Annotated in this window: 18 protein-coding genes and 1 riboswitch; of the genes, 10 read left to right on the forward strand and 8 right to left on the reverse strand. The window is 68.9% G+C overall.

Annotation, left to right across the window (positions count from 1 at the left end; translation table 11 throughout):
- The first annotated feature begins 58 nt into the window (after window positions 1-58).
- Window positions 59-2092, forward strand: a complete 2034-nt coding sequence (locus tag ASC79_RS11710) for an ATP-binding protein (RefSeq protein ID WP_082532084.1) — start codon at window positions 59-61, stop codon at window positions 2090-2092.
- A gap of 84 nt (window positions 2093-2176) precedes the next feature.
- Window positions 2177-2392, forward strand: a complete 216-nt coding sequence (locus ASC79_RS11715) for a hypothetical protein (RefSeq protein WP_056016180.1) — start codon at window positions 2177-2179, stop codon at window positions 2390-2392.
- Here the strand turns inward: ASC79_RS11715 and ASC79_RS11720 are convergent, their stop codons facing one another.
- Complete coding sequence (locus ASC79_RS11720) at window positions 2393-3130, reverse strand: pentapeptide repeat-containing protein (RefSeq protein ID WP_056016183.1); 738 nt, start codon at window positions 3128-3130, stop codon at window positions 2393-2395. It lies immediately after the preceding gene.
- Window positions 3131-3249: 119 nt separating this feature from the next.
- Window positions 3250-5079, reverse strand: coding sequence for a phosphomethylpyrimidine synthase ThiC (gene thiC, locus ASC79_RS11725; protein ID WP_056016188.1), 1830 nt, complete (start codon window positions 5077-5079; stop codon window positions 3250-3252).
- 54 nt (window positions 5080-5133) lie between these two features.
- Window positions 5134-5241, reverse strand: a riboswitch (TPP riboswitch).
- Between the two features lie 88 nt (window positions 5242-5329).
- Between thiC and ASC79_RS11730 the strand changes: the two genes are divergently transcribed.
- From ASC79_RS11730 to ASC79_RS11740, 3 genes are all read left to right on the forward strand, one after another.
- A complete protein-coding gene (locus ASC79_RS11730) occupies window positions 5330-5725 on the forward strand; it encodes a DUF6491 family protein (protein ID WP_056016191.1) in 396 nt (131 codons plus the stop codon).
- Window positions 5726-5795: 70 nt separating this feature from the next.
- The gene (locus ASC79_RS11735) at window positions 5796-6800 is read left to right on the forward strand and encodes a D-cysteine desulfhydrase (protein WP_056016194.1); all 1005 of its coding nucleotides are present in this window, start codon (window positions 5796-5798) and stop codon (window positions 6798-6800) included.
- Entirely contained in the window at window positions 6797-7486 is a 690-nt protein-coding gene (locus ASC79_RS11740) for an aspartate/glutamate racemase family protein (RefSeq protein ID WP_056016197.1), read from the forward strand. Before ASC79_RS11735 ends, ASC79_RS11740 begins: the two co-directional genes overlap by 4 nt.
- On the opposite strand, the gene ASC79_RS11745 is transcribed toward ASC79_RS11740, so the two are convergent.
- From ASC79_RS11745 to ASC79_RS11765, 5 genes are all read right to left on the reverse strand, one after another.
- Window positions 7483-8178 (reverse strand): DUF4336 domain-containing protein, encoded by a 696-nt coding sequence (locus ASC79_RS11745; RefSeq protein WP_200937177.1) that lies wholly within the window; start codon window positions 8176-8178, stop codon window positions 7483-7485. The genes ASC79_RS11740 and ASC79_RS11745 overlap by 4 nt on opposite strands.
- A gap of 5 nt (window positions 8179-8183) precedes the next feature.
- Window positions 8184-9029: a neutral zinc metallopeptidase gene (locus ASC79_RS11750; RefSeq protein WP_056016200.1), complete on the reverse strand. Its 846-nt coding sequence runs from the start codon at window positions 9027-9029 to the stop codon at window positions 8184-8186.
- Between the two features lie 69 nt (window positions 9030-9098).
- Window positions 9099-9467 carry a hypothetical protein gene (locus ASC79_RS11755; RefSeq protein WP_056016202.1) on the reverse strand — a complete coding sequence of 123 codons (369 nt, stop codon included), beginning with the start codon at window positions 9465-9467 and terminating at the stop codon, window positions 9099-9101.
- A 31-nt stretch (window positions 9468-9498) separates the two neighbouring features.
- Window positions 9499-10056: a tetratricopeptide repeat protein gene (locus tag ASC79_RS11760; protein ID WP_056016205.1), complete on the reverse strand. Its 558-nt coding sequence runs from the start codon at window positions 10054-10056 to the stop codon at window positions 9499-9501.
- 101 nt (window positions 10057-10157) lie between these two features.
- A complete protein-coding gene (locus ASC79_RS11765; RefSeq protein WP_200937179.1) occupies window positions 10158-11075 on the reverse strand; it encodes a DMT family transporter in 918 nt (305 codons plus the stop codon).
- Window positions 11076-11211: 136 nt separating this feature from the next.
- Between ASC79_RS11765 and ASC79_RS11770 the strand changes: the two genes are divergently transcribed.
- The 3 genes from ASC79_RS11770 to ASC79_RS11780 all read left to right on the forward strand — a co-directional run bounded on the left by ASC79_RS11770 (window position 11212) and on the right by ASC79_RS11780 (window position 13183).
- Entirely contained in the window at window positions 11212-11607 is a 396-nt protein-coding gene (locus ASC79_RS11770) for an MAPEG family protein (protein ID WP_056016211.1), read from the forward strand.
- 62 nt (window positions 11608-11669) lie between these two features.
- On the forward strand, window positions 11670-12815 hold the full coding sequence (locus tag ASC79_RS11775) for a patatin-like phospholipase family protein (RefSeq protein ID WP_162244289.1): 1146 nt from the start codon (window positions 11670-11672) through the stop codon (window positions 12813-12815).
- A gap of 62 nt (window positions 12816-12877) precedes the next feature.
- Window positions 12878-13183 carry a hypothetical protein gene (locus tag ASC79_RS11780; RefSeq protein WP_056016217.1) on the forward strand — a complete coding sequence of 102 codons (306 nt, stop codon included), beginning with the start codon at window positions 12878-12880 and terminating at the stop codon, window positions 13181-13183.
- Window positions 13184-13186: 3 nt separating this feature from the next.
- Here ASC79_RS11780 and ASC79_RS11785 read toward each other — a convergent pair whose 3' ends face one another.
- Complete coding sequence (locus ASC79_RS11785) at window positions 13187-13381, reverse strand: heavy-metal-associated domain-containing protein (RefSeq protein ID WP_056016220.1); 195 nt, start codon at window positions 13379-13381, stop codon at window positions 13187-13189.
- 135 nt (window positions 13382-13516) lie between these two features.
- Between ASC79_RS11785 and ASC79_RS11790 the strand changes: the two genes are divergently transcribed.
- Entirely contained in the window at window positions 13517-15991 is a 2475-nt protein-coding gene (locus ASC79_RS11790) for a heavy metal translocating P-type ATPase (RefSeq protein ID WP_056016223.1), read from the forward strand.
- Complete coding sequence (cueR, locus tag ASC79_RS11795) at window positions 15988-16431, forward strand: Cu(I)-responsive transcriptional regulator (protein ID WP_056016226.1); 444 nt, start codon at window positions 15988-15990, stop codon at window positions 16429-16431. The genes ASC79_RS11790 and cueR overlap by 4 nt, the downstream gene beginning before the upstream one ends.
- Window positions 16432-16474 lie beyond the last annotated feature (43 nt).

Raw genomic sequence — 16474 nt, forward strand, 5'->3', positions numbered from 1 at the left:
TCCCTTAACCACTAAGCCGCAATGTCGCCTTCCGTAGTGCCGAGTAAGGGGCCGGGATATGCGGCGGGAGTCCGAGTTCAGATTACTGGCGCCCCTGGTGGCGCTGGCCCTGGGCGCCATGGCGGTGTTTGTCGCCAGCCTGCTCATCTGGGCGCGGCAGGTGGACGAGGACGTCCGCCTGCGCGAGATCGCACTCGTCGAGCGTGGCATCCTGACCAACATCGCCGAGATCGAACGCTCGATCCTGCCCGAGACCAATTGGGACGAGGCGATCGTCAACCTCGACAACCGGTTCAACGCGGCCTGGGCCGACGCCAACCTGAACGACTACTTCGCCCAGAATATCGACTTCGAGCATCTCTTCGTCCTCGACGGCGACAACCGTGCGCTCTATGCGCGCCATCATCGCAAGACCGTCGATCCGTCCAGCTTCCTGAAGTTCCGCGGCGCGGAGTCCCTGATCGCCAGAGTGCGACGGGCTGAAGCCGAGCGTGGGCCGATTGCGCAGCGTGACATCGGCGCGCCCAGGCAGATCGTCTCGCACGCCATCCAGGCCAGCGACTTCGTCGCCCGGGACGGCGCCGTATATCTGGTCTCGGCGACCCTGGTGCAGCCGGACTTCGCGACCGCGGTTCCGAGCCGCCCATACGCGCCCATCGTCATCATGGCGCTGAAGGTTGATCCTAACTCCCTGGGCAAGCTGCAGGAGCGCCTGCAGCTGTACAATCTGCGTTCCAGCGTCGGCCGGTCGGCCGCCGCGCCCGGCGACGCGGAGGTCGTCCTGCCGACCGGCGCCGGCCAGCCCCCGCTGATCCTCAGCTGGACCCCGCACAAGCCTGGAGCCGAACTGGCCCGCGCCGCCGTCCTGCCCGTAGCGCTGGTGCTGCTGGCCTTCGGCCTGGTCGGCGCGGTGATGATCGCCCGCATTCGCGCGGCAGCCATCCAGTTCGTGGTCAGCCACAAGTCGCAGAGCGAATTCCTCGCCAATATGAGCCATGAGATCCGCACCCCGCTGAACGGCGTCAATGCGATCGCCGCGGCGCTCGGCAGGACGCCGCTCAATCCTTCGCAGGCCGAGATGGTCGGCATCATCCAGGGGTCGGGAGAGTCGCTGGAGCGGCTGCTCTCCGACGTGCTGGACCTCTCTCAGATCGAGACCGGCGCGGTCGAGGTGGTGGAGCGTCCGTTCCACCTGGGCGACGCCATCCGGGCCGTCGCCGCCCTGGCCGGAACGCGCGCCCAGGAAAAGGCGCTCGACGTCATCGTCGACCTGGATCCGGCTGCCGAGACCGTGGTCGCCGGCGATTCGGTCCGGCTGAAGCAGGTGCTGCTCAACCTCGTCTCCAACGCCGTGAAATTCACCAGCGAGGGCTATGTCGCCATCGCCGTGCGCGCCGACGGTCCCGACCGCTGGCGGATCGATGTGCAGGACACTGGCATCGGCTTCGATCCGGCCGACAAGGCGCGCCTGTTCAGCCGCTTCGAGCAGGGCGACCGCTCCCGGACGCGCAGATATAGCGGCGCTGGTCTGGGTCTCACGATCGCCAAGCAACTGATCGATCTGATGGGCGGTGAGATCGACGCCACCGGCGCGCCAGGCGAAGGCGCGACCTTCACGGTGAGGCTGCCGATGGCGATCACTCATGCCCCGGTGGACGCGCAGGCCGAGCCCGAGGCCGACGCCGCTCCGGACCGCCCGTTGCGCGTGCTGCTGGCCGACGACCACCCCACCAATCGCAAGGTCGTCCAGGTGCTGTTCGCCGAACTGCCCGTCGACCTCGTCTGCGTGGAGAACGGAGAGCAGGCCTGCGAGGCCTTCGCCTTCCAGCGCTTCGACCTGGTGCTGATGGACATGCAGATGCCGGTCATGGACGGGTTGACCGCCGTGCGGGCGATCCGCGAGCGCGAACGCATGCGCGGGTTGGGCCAGACGCCCATCGTGATGCTCACCGCCAACGCCCTGCCCTCGCATCAGGCCGCCAGCCTGGCGGCGGGCGCGGACCTGCACATGGCCAAGCCGATCGAGGCCGCCAAGCTGTTCGGAGTGCTGCAGGCAGTGGCCGATCGCCAGGGACTCGCCGCGGCCGCCTAACGGCCAAGCGACCCCTTGCCACATTCCCGAACGCCGTTCGCTGTGGCTTTTGCCGCCGCAGTCGCGATCCATTGAGGACTACTTATGCTGAAGCTGTTGTTTTCGAGCTGGGGCGCCGAGTGGGGCACCGCGGGTCTTGTGTTCTTTGTCAGCGCCGCCGTCGGCCGCTTCGCCGCCGAGGGCATGAACACGCTTCAGTGGTGTGGCGCGATCACCGCCGTGCTGGCCTCGATCACGGCGGCGGTCGCTGTCCGCGTCTGGAAGGCCGAGCCGGTCAAAGCCCGCGCCGAACGGGACTGATCACTCGGCGTGGACATCCACGCCCATCGCGCTCAGCAGGCGATACTGCTGATCCAGCGTGATTTTCATTCCTTGCAGGGTGGCCAGTTCAGCCAGGTTCAGGCCGCTCACCTCCGCGCCGCGCAGGTCGGCGCCGGCCAGCTTTGCGCCGACGGTCAAGGCCTGAAACAGGTCGCATTCGCGCAGGTCCGCGCCCTCCAGATCGGCGTCGACCAGAACCGCCTCGCGCAGATTGGATCGGTTCAGGTCGCCCTTCGGCAGGCGAAACTGGGTCAGGTCAGCCAGTTCCAGGTTGCAGCCCTTGAGCGCTCCGGCCCATTGCACGACGTTGCGGCCGAACGCGCGGCTGAAGTCGGCGCGGACGAAGGCCGAGCCCCGCAGGTTGCAGGCCTCCATCTCGACGCCCCAGAGGCTTGAGCGCTCGAACCGTGCGAACGACAGGTCGCACTTGCGCAGTCGCGCTTCCTCCAGCCGGCAGAAGGCGAACGTCGCGCCCACATGCCCGTCGTCATCGGCGAAGCTGCAGCCATGGAACACCACCTCGCGCAGGTCGGCATGGGCGAAGCGGCTTCGAACCAGGCGGCACTCGGTGAAGCGCGCGCCCTGGAGCACGGCGCCCTGAACCTGGACGTCCTTGAGCGTGCAGCGCTCGAACACCGCATCGGTCAGGTCGGCGTCGGTCCAGTCGAGGTCGGACAGGTCCTGTTCGACAAGCTTCGCACCGGGCCTCAATTCCATGACGTCCTCCGCGCATCCCGGCGAAAGCCGGGACCCAAGCTGAATATGCCCCATCCACGTCGAATGCGGTCGCAGGCAAGTTCCAGGTCCCAGCTTCCCCCGGGGGAGCGGCGGCGGAGCTACTCCGCCGAAGTGGCGGGAACGTAGATTTCCCCGCCTTCGGCGCGGAACTTCTCGCTCATCTTCTCCATGCCGGCGGCGACGTCGTTCTGCTTGGCGGCGGCCTCGCGGATGTCCTGGCTGATCTTCATCGAGCAGAACTTCGGGCCGCACATCGAACAGAAGTGCGCGGTCTTCATCGCCTCCTTGGGCAGGGTCTCGTCGTGGTACTGGCGCGCCGTTTCCGGGTCGAGACCGAGGTTGAACTGGTCCTCCCAGCGGAACTCGAAGCGGGCGCGGCTGAGCGCATCGTCCCAGGTGCGAGCGCCCGGATGGCCCTTGGCGAGATCGGCGGCGTGGGCGGCGATCTTGTAGGTGATCACGCCTTCCTTGACGTCCTCGCGGTCCGGCAGGCCCAGATGTTCCTTCGGCGTGACGTAGCAAAGCATGGCGGTGCCGAACCAGCCGATCATGGCCGCGCCGATGGCGCTGGTGATGTGATCGTAGCCCGGCGCGATGTCCGTGGTTAGCGGGCCGAGGGTGTAGAACGGCGCCTCGCCGCAGGCCTTCAGCTGCTTGTCCATATTGGCTTTGATCTTGTGCATGGCCACGTGGCCCGGCCCTTCGATCATCACCTGCACGCCGTGCTTCCAGGCGATCGGCGTCAGCTCGCCCAAGGTCTCCAGTTCCGCGAACTGGGCGGCGTCATTGGCGTCGGCGATCGAGCCGGGACGCAGGCCGTCTCCCAGGCTGAACGAGACGTCGTAGGCCCGCATGATCTCGCAGATCTCTTCGAAGTGCTCGTAGAGGAAGTTCTCCTTGTGGTGCGCCAGACACCACTTGGCCATGATCGACCCGCCGCGGCTGACGATGCCGGTGACGCGCTTGGCGGTCAGCGGAATGAACGGCAACCGCACGCCCGCGTGGATCGTGAAATAATCGACGCCCTGCTCGGCCTGCTCGATCAGGGTGTCGCGGAAAACCTCCCAGTTCAGGTCCTCGGCGACGCCGTTGACCTTTTCCAGCGCCTGGTAGATCGGCACGGTGCCGATCGGGACCGGGCTGTTGCGAATGATCCAGTCGCGGATGTTGTGGATGTTCCTGCCGGTGGACAGGTCCATGACCGTGTCGGCGCCCCAGCGGATCGCCCAGACCATCTTGTCGACCTCGTCGGCGACGGTCGACAGCACGGCGGAGTTGCCGATGTTGGCGTTGATCTTCACCAGGAAGTTGCGGCCGATCGCCATCGGCTCGAGTTCGGTGTGGTTGATGTTGGCCGGGATAATCGCGCGGCCGCGGGCCACTTCGTCGCGGACGAACTCGGGCGTCACGAAGTCGGGGATCGAGGCGCCGAAGTCCTCGCCGTCGCGGATGAAGGGGTCGGCCTGCTCGCGGCGCAGGTTCTCGCGGATGGCGACGTATTCCATCTCCGGCGTGATGATCCCGCGGCGGGCGTATTCGAGCTGGGTGACCGCCCCGCCGGCCTTGGCGCGATAGACGCGGCGCGGCGCGTTGAACTGCGGCGCCAGATGCTCGCCCTTGGCGAAGCCGTTGTCTTCCGGCTTCACTTCGCGAGGATTTTCAACCACTTCGATGTCGCCGCGCGAGACGACCCAAGGTTCGCGCACCCGCGCCAGACCCTGGTCGATGTCGATCTTCACCTTCGGGTCGGTGTAGGGGCCGGAGGGATCGTAGATGGTCACCGGCGGCTCGTTGGCCGACGGATGCACCGCCACCTCGCGGAACGGCACGCGGATGTCGGGCCACAGCACACCGGGCTGATAGACCTTGCGCGAGCCGGGGCGCTCGCCGGTGGGAATGGCGTCTTTGACGGGCGTCTGGATGTTCACCGGCAAGCTCCTTTGCGGCCAAAGGCCTGCCGGCGACCGGGAATCCGGGCATGCGCATGCTCGGAACGCCTTCCCTTCGCCGGCATGACCCGGATCAGGTTCTACGGGTCGCGGGCTCGCCCGCCTCTCAGCCGCCTAAGCGCGGCCCCCCGAGGACAAGCCTCACTCATAGGCGCGAACGCCGCCGATTGAAAGCGCCGCCGTCCAGCCGCAATCTGGCGGCTAGATTGCGCCCTCAAGGAGGATCGTCATGCTACGCCTTGTCCTCGCCGCCGCCCTGACCGCCGCGCTCGCTGCGCCGGCCCTGGCCCAGGAGCCCGCCAAGCCGGCCGCCTCATCCGCCCAGTGCTTCCGGATGAGCCAGATCGACAATCATACCAAGGGCGACAACCAGACCCTCTATCTCTCGGTGCGCCACCGCGACGTCTATCGCCTGGACATGTCCGGGTCCTGCCTGGCGGGCGCATCGTCCAACGACGCCCTGGTGATGACGCCGACCGCGGGCATCGATCTGATCTGCCGTCCGCTGGATCTCGACCTCAAGGTGAGGACCAGTCCCGGGATGCTTTCGCCCTGCATCATCAAGGACATAACCAAGCTGACGCCCGACCAGATCGCGGCGCTGCCGCCCAAGGTCAAGCCTTAGCGCCGCCAGAGAATCTGGGCTCGCGAGCGCCCTTGGCCGCGTGCTAGGCAGGCGGCCAAGGAGTACCCCCATGCAGCTTGCCAAGTTCCCGCGCGCGCGGTTCGCGCACCTTCCCACCCCGCTGGAAGCCGCGCCGCGGCTCGCGGCCGAGCTGGGGATCAAGCAGCTCTACATCAAGCGCGACGACTGCACGGGCCTGGCCGGCGGCGGCAACAAGACCCGCAAGCTGGAATTCCTGGTCGGAGACGCTCTGGCGAAAGGCGCCGATACGCTGGTCACCCAAGGTGCGGTGCAGTCCAACCACGTGCGCCAGACGGCGGCGGCGGCGGCCAAGTTCGGCCTGGCCTGCGAGATCATCCTGGAAGAGCGCACCGGGTCGAATGCGGTCGACTACAACGGCTCTGGCAACGTGCTTCTCGACAGGTTGTTGGGCGCGTCCATCAGAAACGTGCCAGGCGGGACCGACATGAACGCCGAGCTCGAAAGGACCGCGCAGGCGGTGCGCGAGCGCGGCGGCAGGCCGTACCTTATTCCAGGCGGCGGCTCGAACGCGATCGGCGCGCTGGGCTATGTCGACTGCGCCCTCGAGCTGGTGCGCCAGGCGGACGCCGAGAACCTGACCATAGACCGTATCGTCACGGCGACCGGCAGCGCCGGTACGCACGCCGGACTGGTCGCGGGCCTTGCCCTGCTTGGGGCCGACATTCCGGTGCTGGGGATCGGGGTGCGCGCCCCGAGAGATGTCCAGGAAGCCAACGTTCACAAACTGGCGGTCGAGACCGCCGCCCTGCTCGGCCATGGCGAGCGCATCACCCGCGAGATGACGGTCGCCAACTGCGACTACGTCGGCGCCGGCTACGGCCTGATCGACGAGGCGGTGATCGACGCCCTGAAGCTGGCCGCGCGGACCGAGGGGCTGCTGTTCGACCCGGTCTATACGGGCAAGGCGGTCAAGGGCCTGATCGACCTGGCTCGCAAGGGAACCTTCAAGGACGAGACGCTGGTGCTGCTGCACACGGGCGGCGCGCAGGGGCTGTTCGGGTATCACGGCGAACTCGAAGGATCGCTGTCGTGAGCCTGGTCCTGGGCGTGCTGGGCGGCATGGGCCCCGCCGCCACCCTCGACTTCCTGACCAAGCTGCAGGCCCTGACCCCGGCCGAGCGCGACCAGGACCACATCCGCACCCTGGTCGACATCAACCCGCAGGTGCCCGACCGCAACGATCCGCTGAACAAGCCCGGCCCGGTGCTGGCCGAAATGGCCGGCGCCCTGCACGGGGCCGGCGCCGACGTGCTGGCCATCGCCTGCAACACCGCCCACGCCTATGCCGACGTGATCACCCGCGCGAGCGGGCTGCCGCTGATCGACATGATCGGCACGGCCTCGGCCGCCGCCCGCGACAGCGGCGCGCGGCGGGCCGGGGTGCTGGGCACGCGCCAGGCGCTGAAGCTCTATCGTGAGTACCTGGCCGCACAGGGCATGGGCATGGTCACCCTGGAGCCCGAGCGCCAGGAGGACTTCATGGCGCTGCTCTACAAGATCAAGGGCGGCGACCGCAGCGCCGAAGTGCGCAGCGGAATGGCCGCGCTGACCGCCGATCTCGCCGCCGGCGGGGCCGAGGCGATCATCGCCGGCTGCACGGAAGTCCCGCTGGTGTTCGAGGCCGGCTCAGGCCGGCTGCCCTTCATCGACGCGAGCGAGGTGCTCGCGCGGCGATGCGTGGCGGTGTGCCTGGGGCTGGAGCCGGTTCCCGCGCTCTAGAGCCAGCGGAAGGCCCGGGCGATGAAGCCCCGGCCATCCTGCTCCACCGGCGCCCCGTGGGCCATCAGGACCTTGGTCGCCGGCCACTCCAGGATGCGCGCCATCGAAGCGCGGGCCGCCGCGCGATCGGTGAAGGCGACACGGAACTTCCTGGGCACGGATGGTTCTGGCGCGGTCATCAGATCCAACCGGGCGATGACCGCGCGCCAGCCGCGGAACCAGCCAGGCGGGAACTGCTGGATCAGGTCGGTGAACAGCACGGTCCCGCTGGGCCGATGGAAGAAGACGACCTCGGTGGTGATCCTGTTGCCGTGAACGACGACCTGGTCGAGGTCGCCCGCCCATGCCAGCGGCGCGCCGTCGCCAAGTTCGGCGTCGATCACAAGGTCGTTGCGCTTCTGTCCCAGTCCGGGGGCGGCATGCAGCCTGGCCTGGGGATAGGCCTGCCGCCACTCGTCCAGGAACAGGTGGTGCAGCGAATTGGGCGCGACCAGATGTCGAACCTCGCCCAGCTCCGCCAACGCGACGCTCAGCGCTTCCGAGAGCCCGACCGGCGACCAGATCAGCAGCTCGCCGCCGGCCAACCGGATCACCGCCATCCGGGTCGGATAGCGAAACCCCATGACCTCGGTCTGTCGCCCGTGGGCCAGCCAGATTTCCGGACCGAAGCGATGCAGCAGCGAGCCGTCCACCGGCGTCAGAGACGCGCGGCCTTGAACGTGTCGCAGGCGGCTGGATCGCCCTTCTCGACCCCGATGCGGAACCAGCGCATGCGCTGCTCGCTGGAGCCATGGGTGAAGGCGTCGGGCATCACGCGGCCCTGGGACTGCTTCTGGATCGCGTCGTCGCCGACGGCCGCCGCCGCGCGGATGCCGTCCTCGATGTCGGCGGGGTCGAGCGCCACCTGGCCGCCGGACGCGGCCGGCGCACGGGCAACCCAGACGCCGGCGTAGCAGTCGGCCTGCAGTTCCAGCCGCACGGCCGAAGAGTCCGCACCGCGCGAGCCGCGTTCGACATTGTTGGTCGCGCCAGTCAGGTTCTGGATGTGATGGCCGACCTCGTGGGCGATCACATAGGCGCGCGCCGCCTCGCCCTTGGCGCCGAAGCGGCTTTCCAGTTCGTTCCAGAACGCCAGGTCCAGATAGATCTTGCGGTCGGCCGGGCAATAGAACGGCCCCATGGCCGACTGGCCCATGCCGCATCCGGTTCCGGTGGCCTGGTCATAGATCACGATGGAGGCCGGGCGCTGGTAGCGCTGGCCCTCGGCGGCGAAGATCTGGGTCCACACGTCGGTGGTCGATTGTTCGATCACATCGACGAACTGGCCGCCCTGGTCCTGGGTCGTGCCGCGCACGCCCTCCTGCTGCTCGGCCTGACCGCCGCCCTGCACGACCGACATGGTGGTGGATGGGTCGATGCCGAAAACGAAGTAGCCGATCAGCGCCAGCGCCAGACCGCCCAGGCCGATGCCGCCGACACCCGCGGCGCTCATGCCGCGACGGTCCTCAATGTTGCCGCCCCTACGGCCGCCCTGCCAACGCATGTCCTGATCCCTCTAGAGACGCCTCAACGCACCAGCCCGGCGAGAGGATGCGACCGATCGGCGCCGCTGTCAGCGCTTGTTTTGCGACGCTTCGCGAACGCGGGCGTTGGACGCGGCCAGAGCGGCGTCAGGGATCGTCGCATAGTTGCCCATGTTGAGCGCCGGCGGCTGCACCGCCGACTGCAGCGGCGCGAGCGTCGGGCGGCGTGCGGCCTCCAGGCCCTGCAGGCGTTCCTGGCTCTGCACACGCGCGTCGAGGGTGTTGAGCTGGTTCTCCTGAGCGACGGACCGCTGCCGTTCGATCAGTTGCTGGTTCAGCAGCTGCTGGTTCTGAAACTCCAGATCACGCGCCGCCGGATCGCGCGCGACCTGGGCCGGCGCCGGGGAAGCCGACGCGGCGAAGATTGCCAGAGCGAAGAGCAACGGTCGCATGAACATCAAACGCATCAACCCTGGCCAAGGGTCCGCATCAGCGACGCGAAACGGTGAAACGGGTCAGCTGCTCGCGCGGAGCGGACCATTCGGGGTCGATCTCCAGCGCTTTCTGGTAGTCGAAATAGGCCGCCTTGGGGTCGTCGAGCCCTTCATGGGCGAGGGCCCGATTGTAATAGGCCTTGGCCGGCTCGCTGACGCCCAGCTCGATGCTGCGATTGATGTCGCTGAGCCCCTCGGCGTAGCGCTTGCGTCCGATCGAGGCGGCGCCGCGGTTGACGTAGGCTTCGCCCAGCGCCGGTTGCAGCTTCACGGCGGCGTCGAAGTCACGGGTGGCGTCGGAATAGGCCGCCCGGCGCAGTTTCAGCACGCCGCGATTGACGAAGGTCCCGGCGCGGTCGCGCTCGCTGAGCAGTTCGGTCTCGAGCGCCAGGGTGCACGCGTCCTGGAATTGCGGATCGTCTTCGCCCCGGATGGCGGCGTCCGCGCAATCCTGCGCCAGGCCGCCGCCGAATACGCTGATCGCCCCTTGTGCGCCACTCGCCGCCGCGAACGCCGCCAGCGTCATCCCCGTCAGCATCACGCCCCTGAACATCGTCGACCTCCCTACGCTCGGGCGATCAGGCTGGCGGGCTCAAGAGGCCCGACCCGCGATGGTCCGGCGCGTTTGAAGAGTCCTCCCGTAACGCGGGTCTGTCAATGTGAGGCTGGGCTCGCGCGGCGCAGGCGGCGTGTCTCGCGGAAGAGGATGTAGACGCCGCTGCCGGCGACCACGACAGCGCCGGCGATGGTCGCGGCGCGCGGCAGCTCGTCCCAGACCAGATAGCCGATGATCCCCGCCCAGATCAGCTGGGTGTAGTCGAAGGGCGCGACCACCGCGACCGGCGCGCGGCGCAGGGCCTCGGTCAGGAACAGTTGGCCGGTTCCGCCGACCAGGCCGGCGCTGATCAGCATGACCAGTGTGGTGACGTCAGGGATCGTCCAGCCACCGAACGGCAGGCTGCAGAGACCCAGCAGCATCCCCGCCAGGGTGAAGTAGAAGACGATGGTCGGCCCCGGCTCGGTGCGCCCGATCTCGCGGATGGCGATCATCGCGCCGGCCGCGCCCAAGGCCCCCAGCAGCGCGAACAGCGTGCCGAGCGTGGCCATGTGGCCGGGATCGGGCCGCACCATGATCAGCACGCCGACGAACCCGATGGCCACCGCCGCCCAGCGGTGCACGCCGACCACTTCCTTGAGGATGATCGCCGAGAGCGCGGTCATGAACAGGGGCGAGGCGAAGGACAGCGCCGTGGATTCGGTGAGCGGCAGCATCGAGACGGCGGTGAAGCCGCAGACCATGCCTACCAACCCGACCGCCGCACGGGTGGCGTGGCCGCCCAGCCGCTTGGTCTTCAGCACCGAGAACCCGGTCGTGCGCGAGACGTAGAGCAGCACCGGAACGAAGGCGAAGGCGTTGCGGAAGAAGACGATCTCCAGCACCGGCGCCCCGCGTTCGGCGCACGCCTTCACCAGCGCCGCGAGCACGGCCATGCACGCCATCGCCGCGACGCGCAGGGCGATGCCCATGCCGTTGCTCTGCTTCATGGCGTGAGCGGTGGTCTCTGCGGTCACGGAGGTCTCCTCGGAAGCGCCGTGCATAGAGGCCCTGCCCCCGTAGCGCCATAGGCGCCGGCGCCGCGGCGGCGCTTGCGACTCGCACCACCGACGCGCGCGCCCCACACTGGCGCCAACCACGGGGAGATTCGGCATGACGATCGGTTTGATGATGGCGGCCTGGACGCTGGTCCTGGCCTTCGCGCAGATCCTGCTTTTCGATATCGCCAGGACCAGCCAGTACGGGCTGAAGTGGAACACCGGACCGCGCGACGGCGAGATGCCGCCGCTGAATGACAAGGCGCTGCGCCTGAAGCGCGCCCAGGACAACCTGTTCGAGACCTTGCCGCTGTTCCTCGGCGCCGTGCTGATCGCGCACGTCGCCGGCAAGGAGAGCGAGATCACCGCCCTTGGCGCGCAGATCTATTTCTGGGCGCGCGTCGCCTATGTGCCGCTCTATGCCTGGGGCGTGCGTCAGGTTCGCTCGCTGGTCTGGTTGGTCAGCATCGTCGGCCTGGGAATGATCGCTCAGGCGATCCTGCTGCCCTAGGGACGTCTCCAAGGCCGCGGATCGCTTGACGCCGCACACAGGGCGTGCGGCAAGGCGTGATGATGCGTAGTTCAGTACTGGCCGCGTTGCTCCTGGCCCTGTTCACAGCGCCCTTGGCCGGCTGCGCCTCGTTTTCGCGCGAGGACTTCACGGCCGACGAGGCCTATCGCGCCACGCCGCCGGCCGCCGCCGACATCCGCTTCAACGCCGCGGACGGCGCCGCCGCGGTGGCGTTCAGCAACCGCACGCGCCGGCAGCTGGAGAGCAGCGGCGACCGACGGGTCGACATCCTGGCGATTTCCGGCGGCGGCGCGGACGGGGCCTATGGCGCCGGCGTGATGGTCGGCTGGACGCGGGCCAAGACCCGGCCGACCTTCGAGGTGGTCACCGGGGTCAGCACCGGCGCGCTGATCGCCCCGTTCGCGTTCCTGGGCCCGCACTGGGACAAGACGCTGCGGGACGCCTATGCTGGCGGCAAGGCGAGCCAGGTGCTGAAGGGACAGGGCCTGGGCGTGCTGTTCTCGTCGAGCCTGTACAGCCCTGAGTATCTGCGCGCGCTGGTCGAGACCTACTGCACCTCGGTGATGCTGCACGAGATCGCCCAGGAGCACGCCAAGGGCCGGCGTCTGCTGATCGCCACGACCAATCTCGACAGCCAGCAGACCGTGGTCTGGGACATGGGGGCGATCGCCACGCGTGGCGGCCCCGAGGCGCTGAAGCTGTTCCGCGAGGTGCTGGTCGCGTCCGCCGCCATCCCGGGGGTCTTCCCGCCGGTGATCATCCCGATCGGCGACGCCGACGGCCGCCAGATCGACGAGATGCACGTGGACGGCGGGGTGACCGCGCCGTTCGTCTCCATCCCCGAGGGGCTCTATTTCTGGGATGCGCCCGAGGGCCAGACAAGCACGCCGGGCCGCATCTTCGTGCTGGTGAACGGCAAGCTCGACCCCAGCTTCGCGGTCGTGCGCGGGCGTGCGCCGACCATACTGGGCCGTACCTTCGACACCATGATGAAGACCAACCTGCGCGCGCACATCGCCGCCAACCGGGCCTTCGCCGAGCGCAACAACATGGACTTCGAAATCGCCGAGGTGCCGCGCGACGCCGAGAGCGGCAGCCTGAATTTCCAGCCCGAAAGCATGCGCAGGTTGTTCAAGCTGGGCGAGGACACCGCGGTCGCCGGCAAGGCCTGGAGCCAACTGGACTAGGGAACCACCTGATACGGCGCCCGTTCGTTCAACGGGACGGGCGTAACCCAGAGAGGTTCGCGATGACACTTACACTCAAGACCGCCGCGATCGGCTCAGTCCTCATTCTGGCCGGCTGCGGCACCACTGTGACGGAACGCGCGGCGACCGGCGGGTTGGCGGGCGCGGCCATCGGCGGCGCTGTCGACAGCTCTTGGACAGGCGCCCTGGTCGGCGGCGCGGCGGGCGCGGCGCTGGGCGCGGCGACGGCGCCACGGCACAACAACGTCAATCGCCGCCAGTACTATGACGAACGCGTAGGCCGGTATTACTTCTATGACTCCGGCGCGCGCCGCTACTACTGGGAAGACGGCAGCCCGCGCTACTAGGGCCTAGGCTGCTACGGCGTAGCCGGCGTCCTTGATCGCCTGGGCCACGGCCTCGCGGCGGTCGCTGCCATCGACCGTGACGCGGCCGGCGGCGAGGTCCACCACGACCTTGGCCGTCGGTTCAAGCGCCTGGACCGCCTCGGTCACTGACTTCACGCAGTGGCCGCAGGACATGCCTTCAACCTGGAAACTCAACATCGGAACCGCTCCTGACCAATCTTCGGGAGCGGTTCTGCGCGTTCCCACGGTGGGAAGGTCAAGCGGCAAAGACCTCGCTTGACCCTCCCATGATAGGAACGTTCATAGACAGCGGGCATCGAGTAGGAGCCCGTCATGCCGCAGATCAAACCACTGGAAATCCCCGTCCTCGGGATGACCTGCGCCTCGTGCGTGGGCCGGGTGGAGCGGGCGATCGCCGCCGTGCCCGGAGTCGCCGCCGCGAGCGTCAATCTCGCCGCCGAGCGCGCTCATGTGGAGCTGACGGCCGAGGGCGACACCGCCGCGGTGATCGAGGCCATCCGCAAGGCCGGCTATGAACCCTTGGACCGCAGCGTCGAGCTGAAGATCGGCGGCATGACCTGCGCCTCCTGCGTCGGCCGGGTCGAGAAGGCTCTGAAGGCCGTGCCCGGCGTGCTGGACGCGCAGGTGAACCTGGCGACCGAGCGGGCGCGGGTCCGCGCCCTGGCCGGCGGCGCCGAGACCGCGCAGCTGATCGCCGCGGTCGAGGCGGCCGGCTACAGCGCCGAGGCTGTCGACGCCGCCGCCGCCCTGGACATGACCGACCGCGAGCGACAGGCCCGCCAGGCCGAGATCACTAGCCTGAAGCGCGCGGTCGCGGTCGCGGCGGCAGGCACGCTGCCGCTGTTCCTGGTCGAGATGGGGCGGCACTTCATTCCCGGCGCCCACCACTGGTTGGCCGGCGCGATCGGCGAGCAGCCCTGGCGGCTGGCGAGCTTCGTGCTGGCCGCCGTCGTGCTGTTCGGACCGGGCCTGCGGTTCTTCCGGAAGGGCGTGCCGAACCTCATCCGCCGCACTCCGGACATGAACTCGCTGGTGGTGTTGGGGACCACCGCGGCCTTCGCCTATTCCACAGTGGCGACCTTCGCGCCCGGCCTGCTGCCCGCCGGCGCCGACCACGTCTATTACGAGGCGGCCGCGGTCATCGTGACGCTGATCCTGCTGGGCCGGCTGTTCGAGGCCCAGGCCAAGGGCCGCACCAGCGAAGCGATCAAGCGGCTGATGACCCTGCAGGCCAAGAGCGCCCGCGTGCTGCGCGGCGGCGAGGCCGTCGAGGTCCCGATCGCCGAGGTGGTCGCCGGCGACGTCGTCCTGGTCCGCCCCGGCGAGCGCATCGCCGTGGACGGCGAAGTGGTCGAGGGCGCCTCCTTCGTCGATGAATCCATGATCACCGGCGAGCCGATCCCCGTCGAGAAGCACCCCGGCGCCGCCGTGGTCGGCGGCACGGTCAACAAGACCGGCGCCTTCCAGTTCCGCGCCACCAAGGTCGGCGCGGAGACGATGCTGGCGCAGATCGTGCGCATGGTCGAAGCCGCCCAGGGTTCGAAGCTGCCGATCCAGGCGACCGTCGACAAGGTGACCTCCTGGTTCGTGCCGGCGGTGATCGCCGCCGCCCTGGCCACCTTCGCCGCCTGGCTGGCGTTCGGACCGGGCCTGGCCTTCGCCCTGGTCAGCGCGGTGGCGGTGCTGATCATCGCCTGCCCCTGCGCCATGGGCCTGGCCACCCCGACCTCGATCATGGTCGGCACCGGCAAGGCGGCCGAGCTCGGCGTGCTGTTCCGGCGCGGCGAGGCGCTGCAGGCGCTGCGCGACGTCAAGGTCGTGGCCTTCGACAAGACCGGCACCCTGACCCTGGGCCGCCCCGCCCTCACCGACCTGCAGGCGACGGCGGGCTTTGAGGAGGATGAGGCGCTGGCGCTGACCGCGGCGGTGGAAAGCCGCTCCGAGCACCCGATCGCCGAGGCCGTTGTCGAAGCCGCCAAGGCCAGAGGCCTGGCCGTAGCCTCGCCCGAGAACTTCGAGGCGGTGCCCGGCTTCGGCGCCCAGGCCCGCGTCGGCGGGCGGCTGGTCCAGGTCGGCGCCGACCGCTTCATGGCCAAGCTGGGACTGGACGTCGACGTCTTCGCCCAGACCGCCCGGCAGCTGGGCGCGGAGGCCAAGAGCCCGCTCTATGTCGCCATCGACGGGCGCCTGGCCGCGGTGCTGGCGGTGGCCGACCCGATCAAGCCGACGACGCCCCAGGCCCTCGCCGCGCTGCACGCCATGGGGCTGAAGGTCGCCATGATCACCGGCGACAACGCCCACACGGCCCGCGCCGTGGCCGCCAAGCTGGGCCTGGACGAAGTCGAGGCCGAGGTGCTGCCGGGCGGCAAGGTGGCGGCGATCGAGGCGCTGCGCGCGCGGTTCGGCCCCATCGCCTTCGTCGGCGACGGGGTCAACGACGCCCCGGCCCTGGCCGCCGCCGACGTCGGGATCGCCATGGGCGCGGGCACGGACGTCGCCATCGAGAGCGCCGACGTGGTGCTGATGCGCAGCGACCTGCGCGCGGTGGCCACCGCCGCGTCGCTGAGCCGGGCGGTGATGAGCAACATCCGCCAGAACCTGATCTGGGCGTTCGGCTACAACGTGATCCTGATCCCGGTCGCCGCTGGGGTCCTGTACCCCGGCTTCGGCCTGTCGCTGTCGCCCATGGTGGCGGCCGGCGCCATGGCGCTGTCCAGCGTCAGCGTCCTCACCAACGCCCTGCGGCTGAAGGCCTTCCGGCCGCCGTTCCAAGGAGAACCCGCATGAACATCGGCCAGGCCTCCAAGGCGTCCGGCGTGACCACCAAGATGATCCGCTATTACGACGAGATCGGGCTGGTGCGGCCCTCGGCGCGGACGGACTCCAACTATCGCGAGTACGACGAGCGCGAGATCAACGAGCTGCGCTTCATACGGCGGGCGCGCTCGCTGGGATTTTCGATGCCCGAGATCACCCAGCTGCTGTCGTTGTGGCGCGACCGCGACCGGCCGAGCCGGGAGGTGAAGGCGATCGCCGACCGGCACCTGGCCGACCTCGATGCGCGTATCGCCGAGATGCAGGCCATGGCGCAGACGCTGCGCCACCTCTCCCACTGCTGCGCCGGCGACGACCGGCCCGACTGCCCGATCCTGGCCGACCTGACCCAGGGCGCGCTGCCGTCCGAGCCGAAGCCCAAGTCCCGGAGAGCGCATGTTCACGGGGGCTGAGGCGCAGGCCTACGGCGCGACGAGGCTTTACCAGGCGCTCGGC

This window comes from Phenylobacterium sp. Root1290 (assembly GCF_001425305.1).
Lineage (GTDB): Bacteria > Pseudomonadota > Alphaproteobacteria > Caulobacterales > Caulobacteraceae > Phenylobacterium.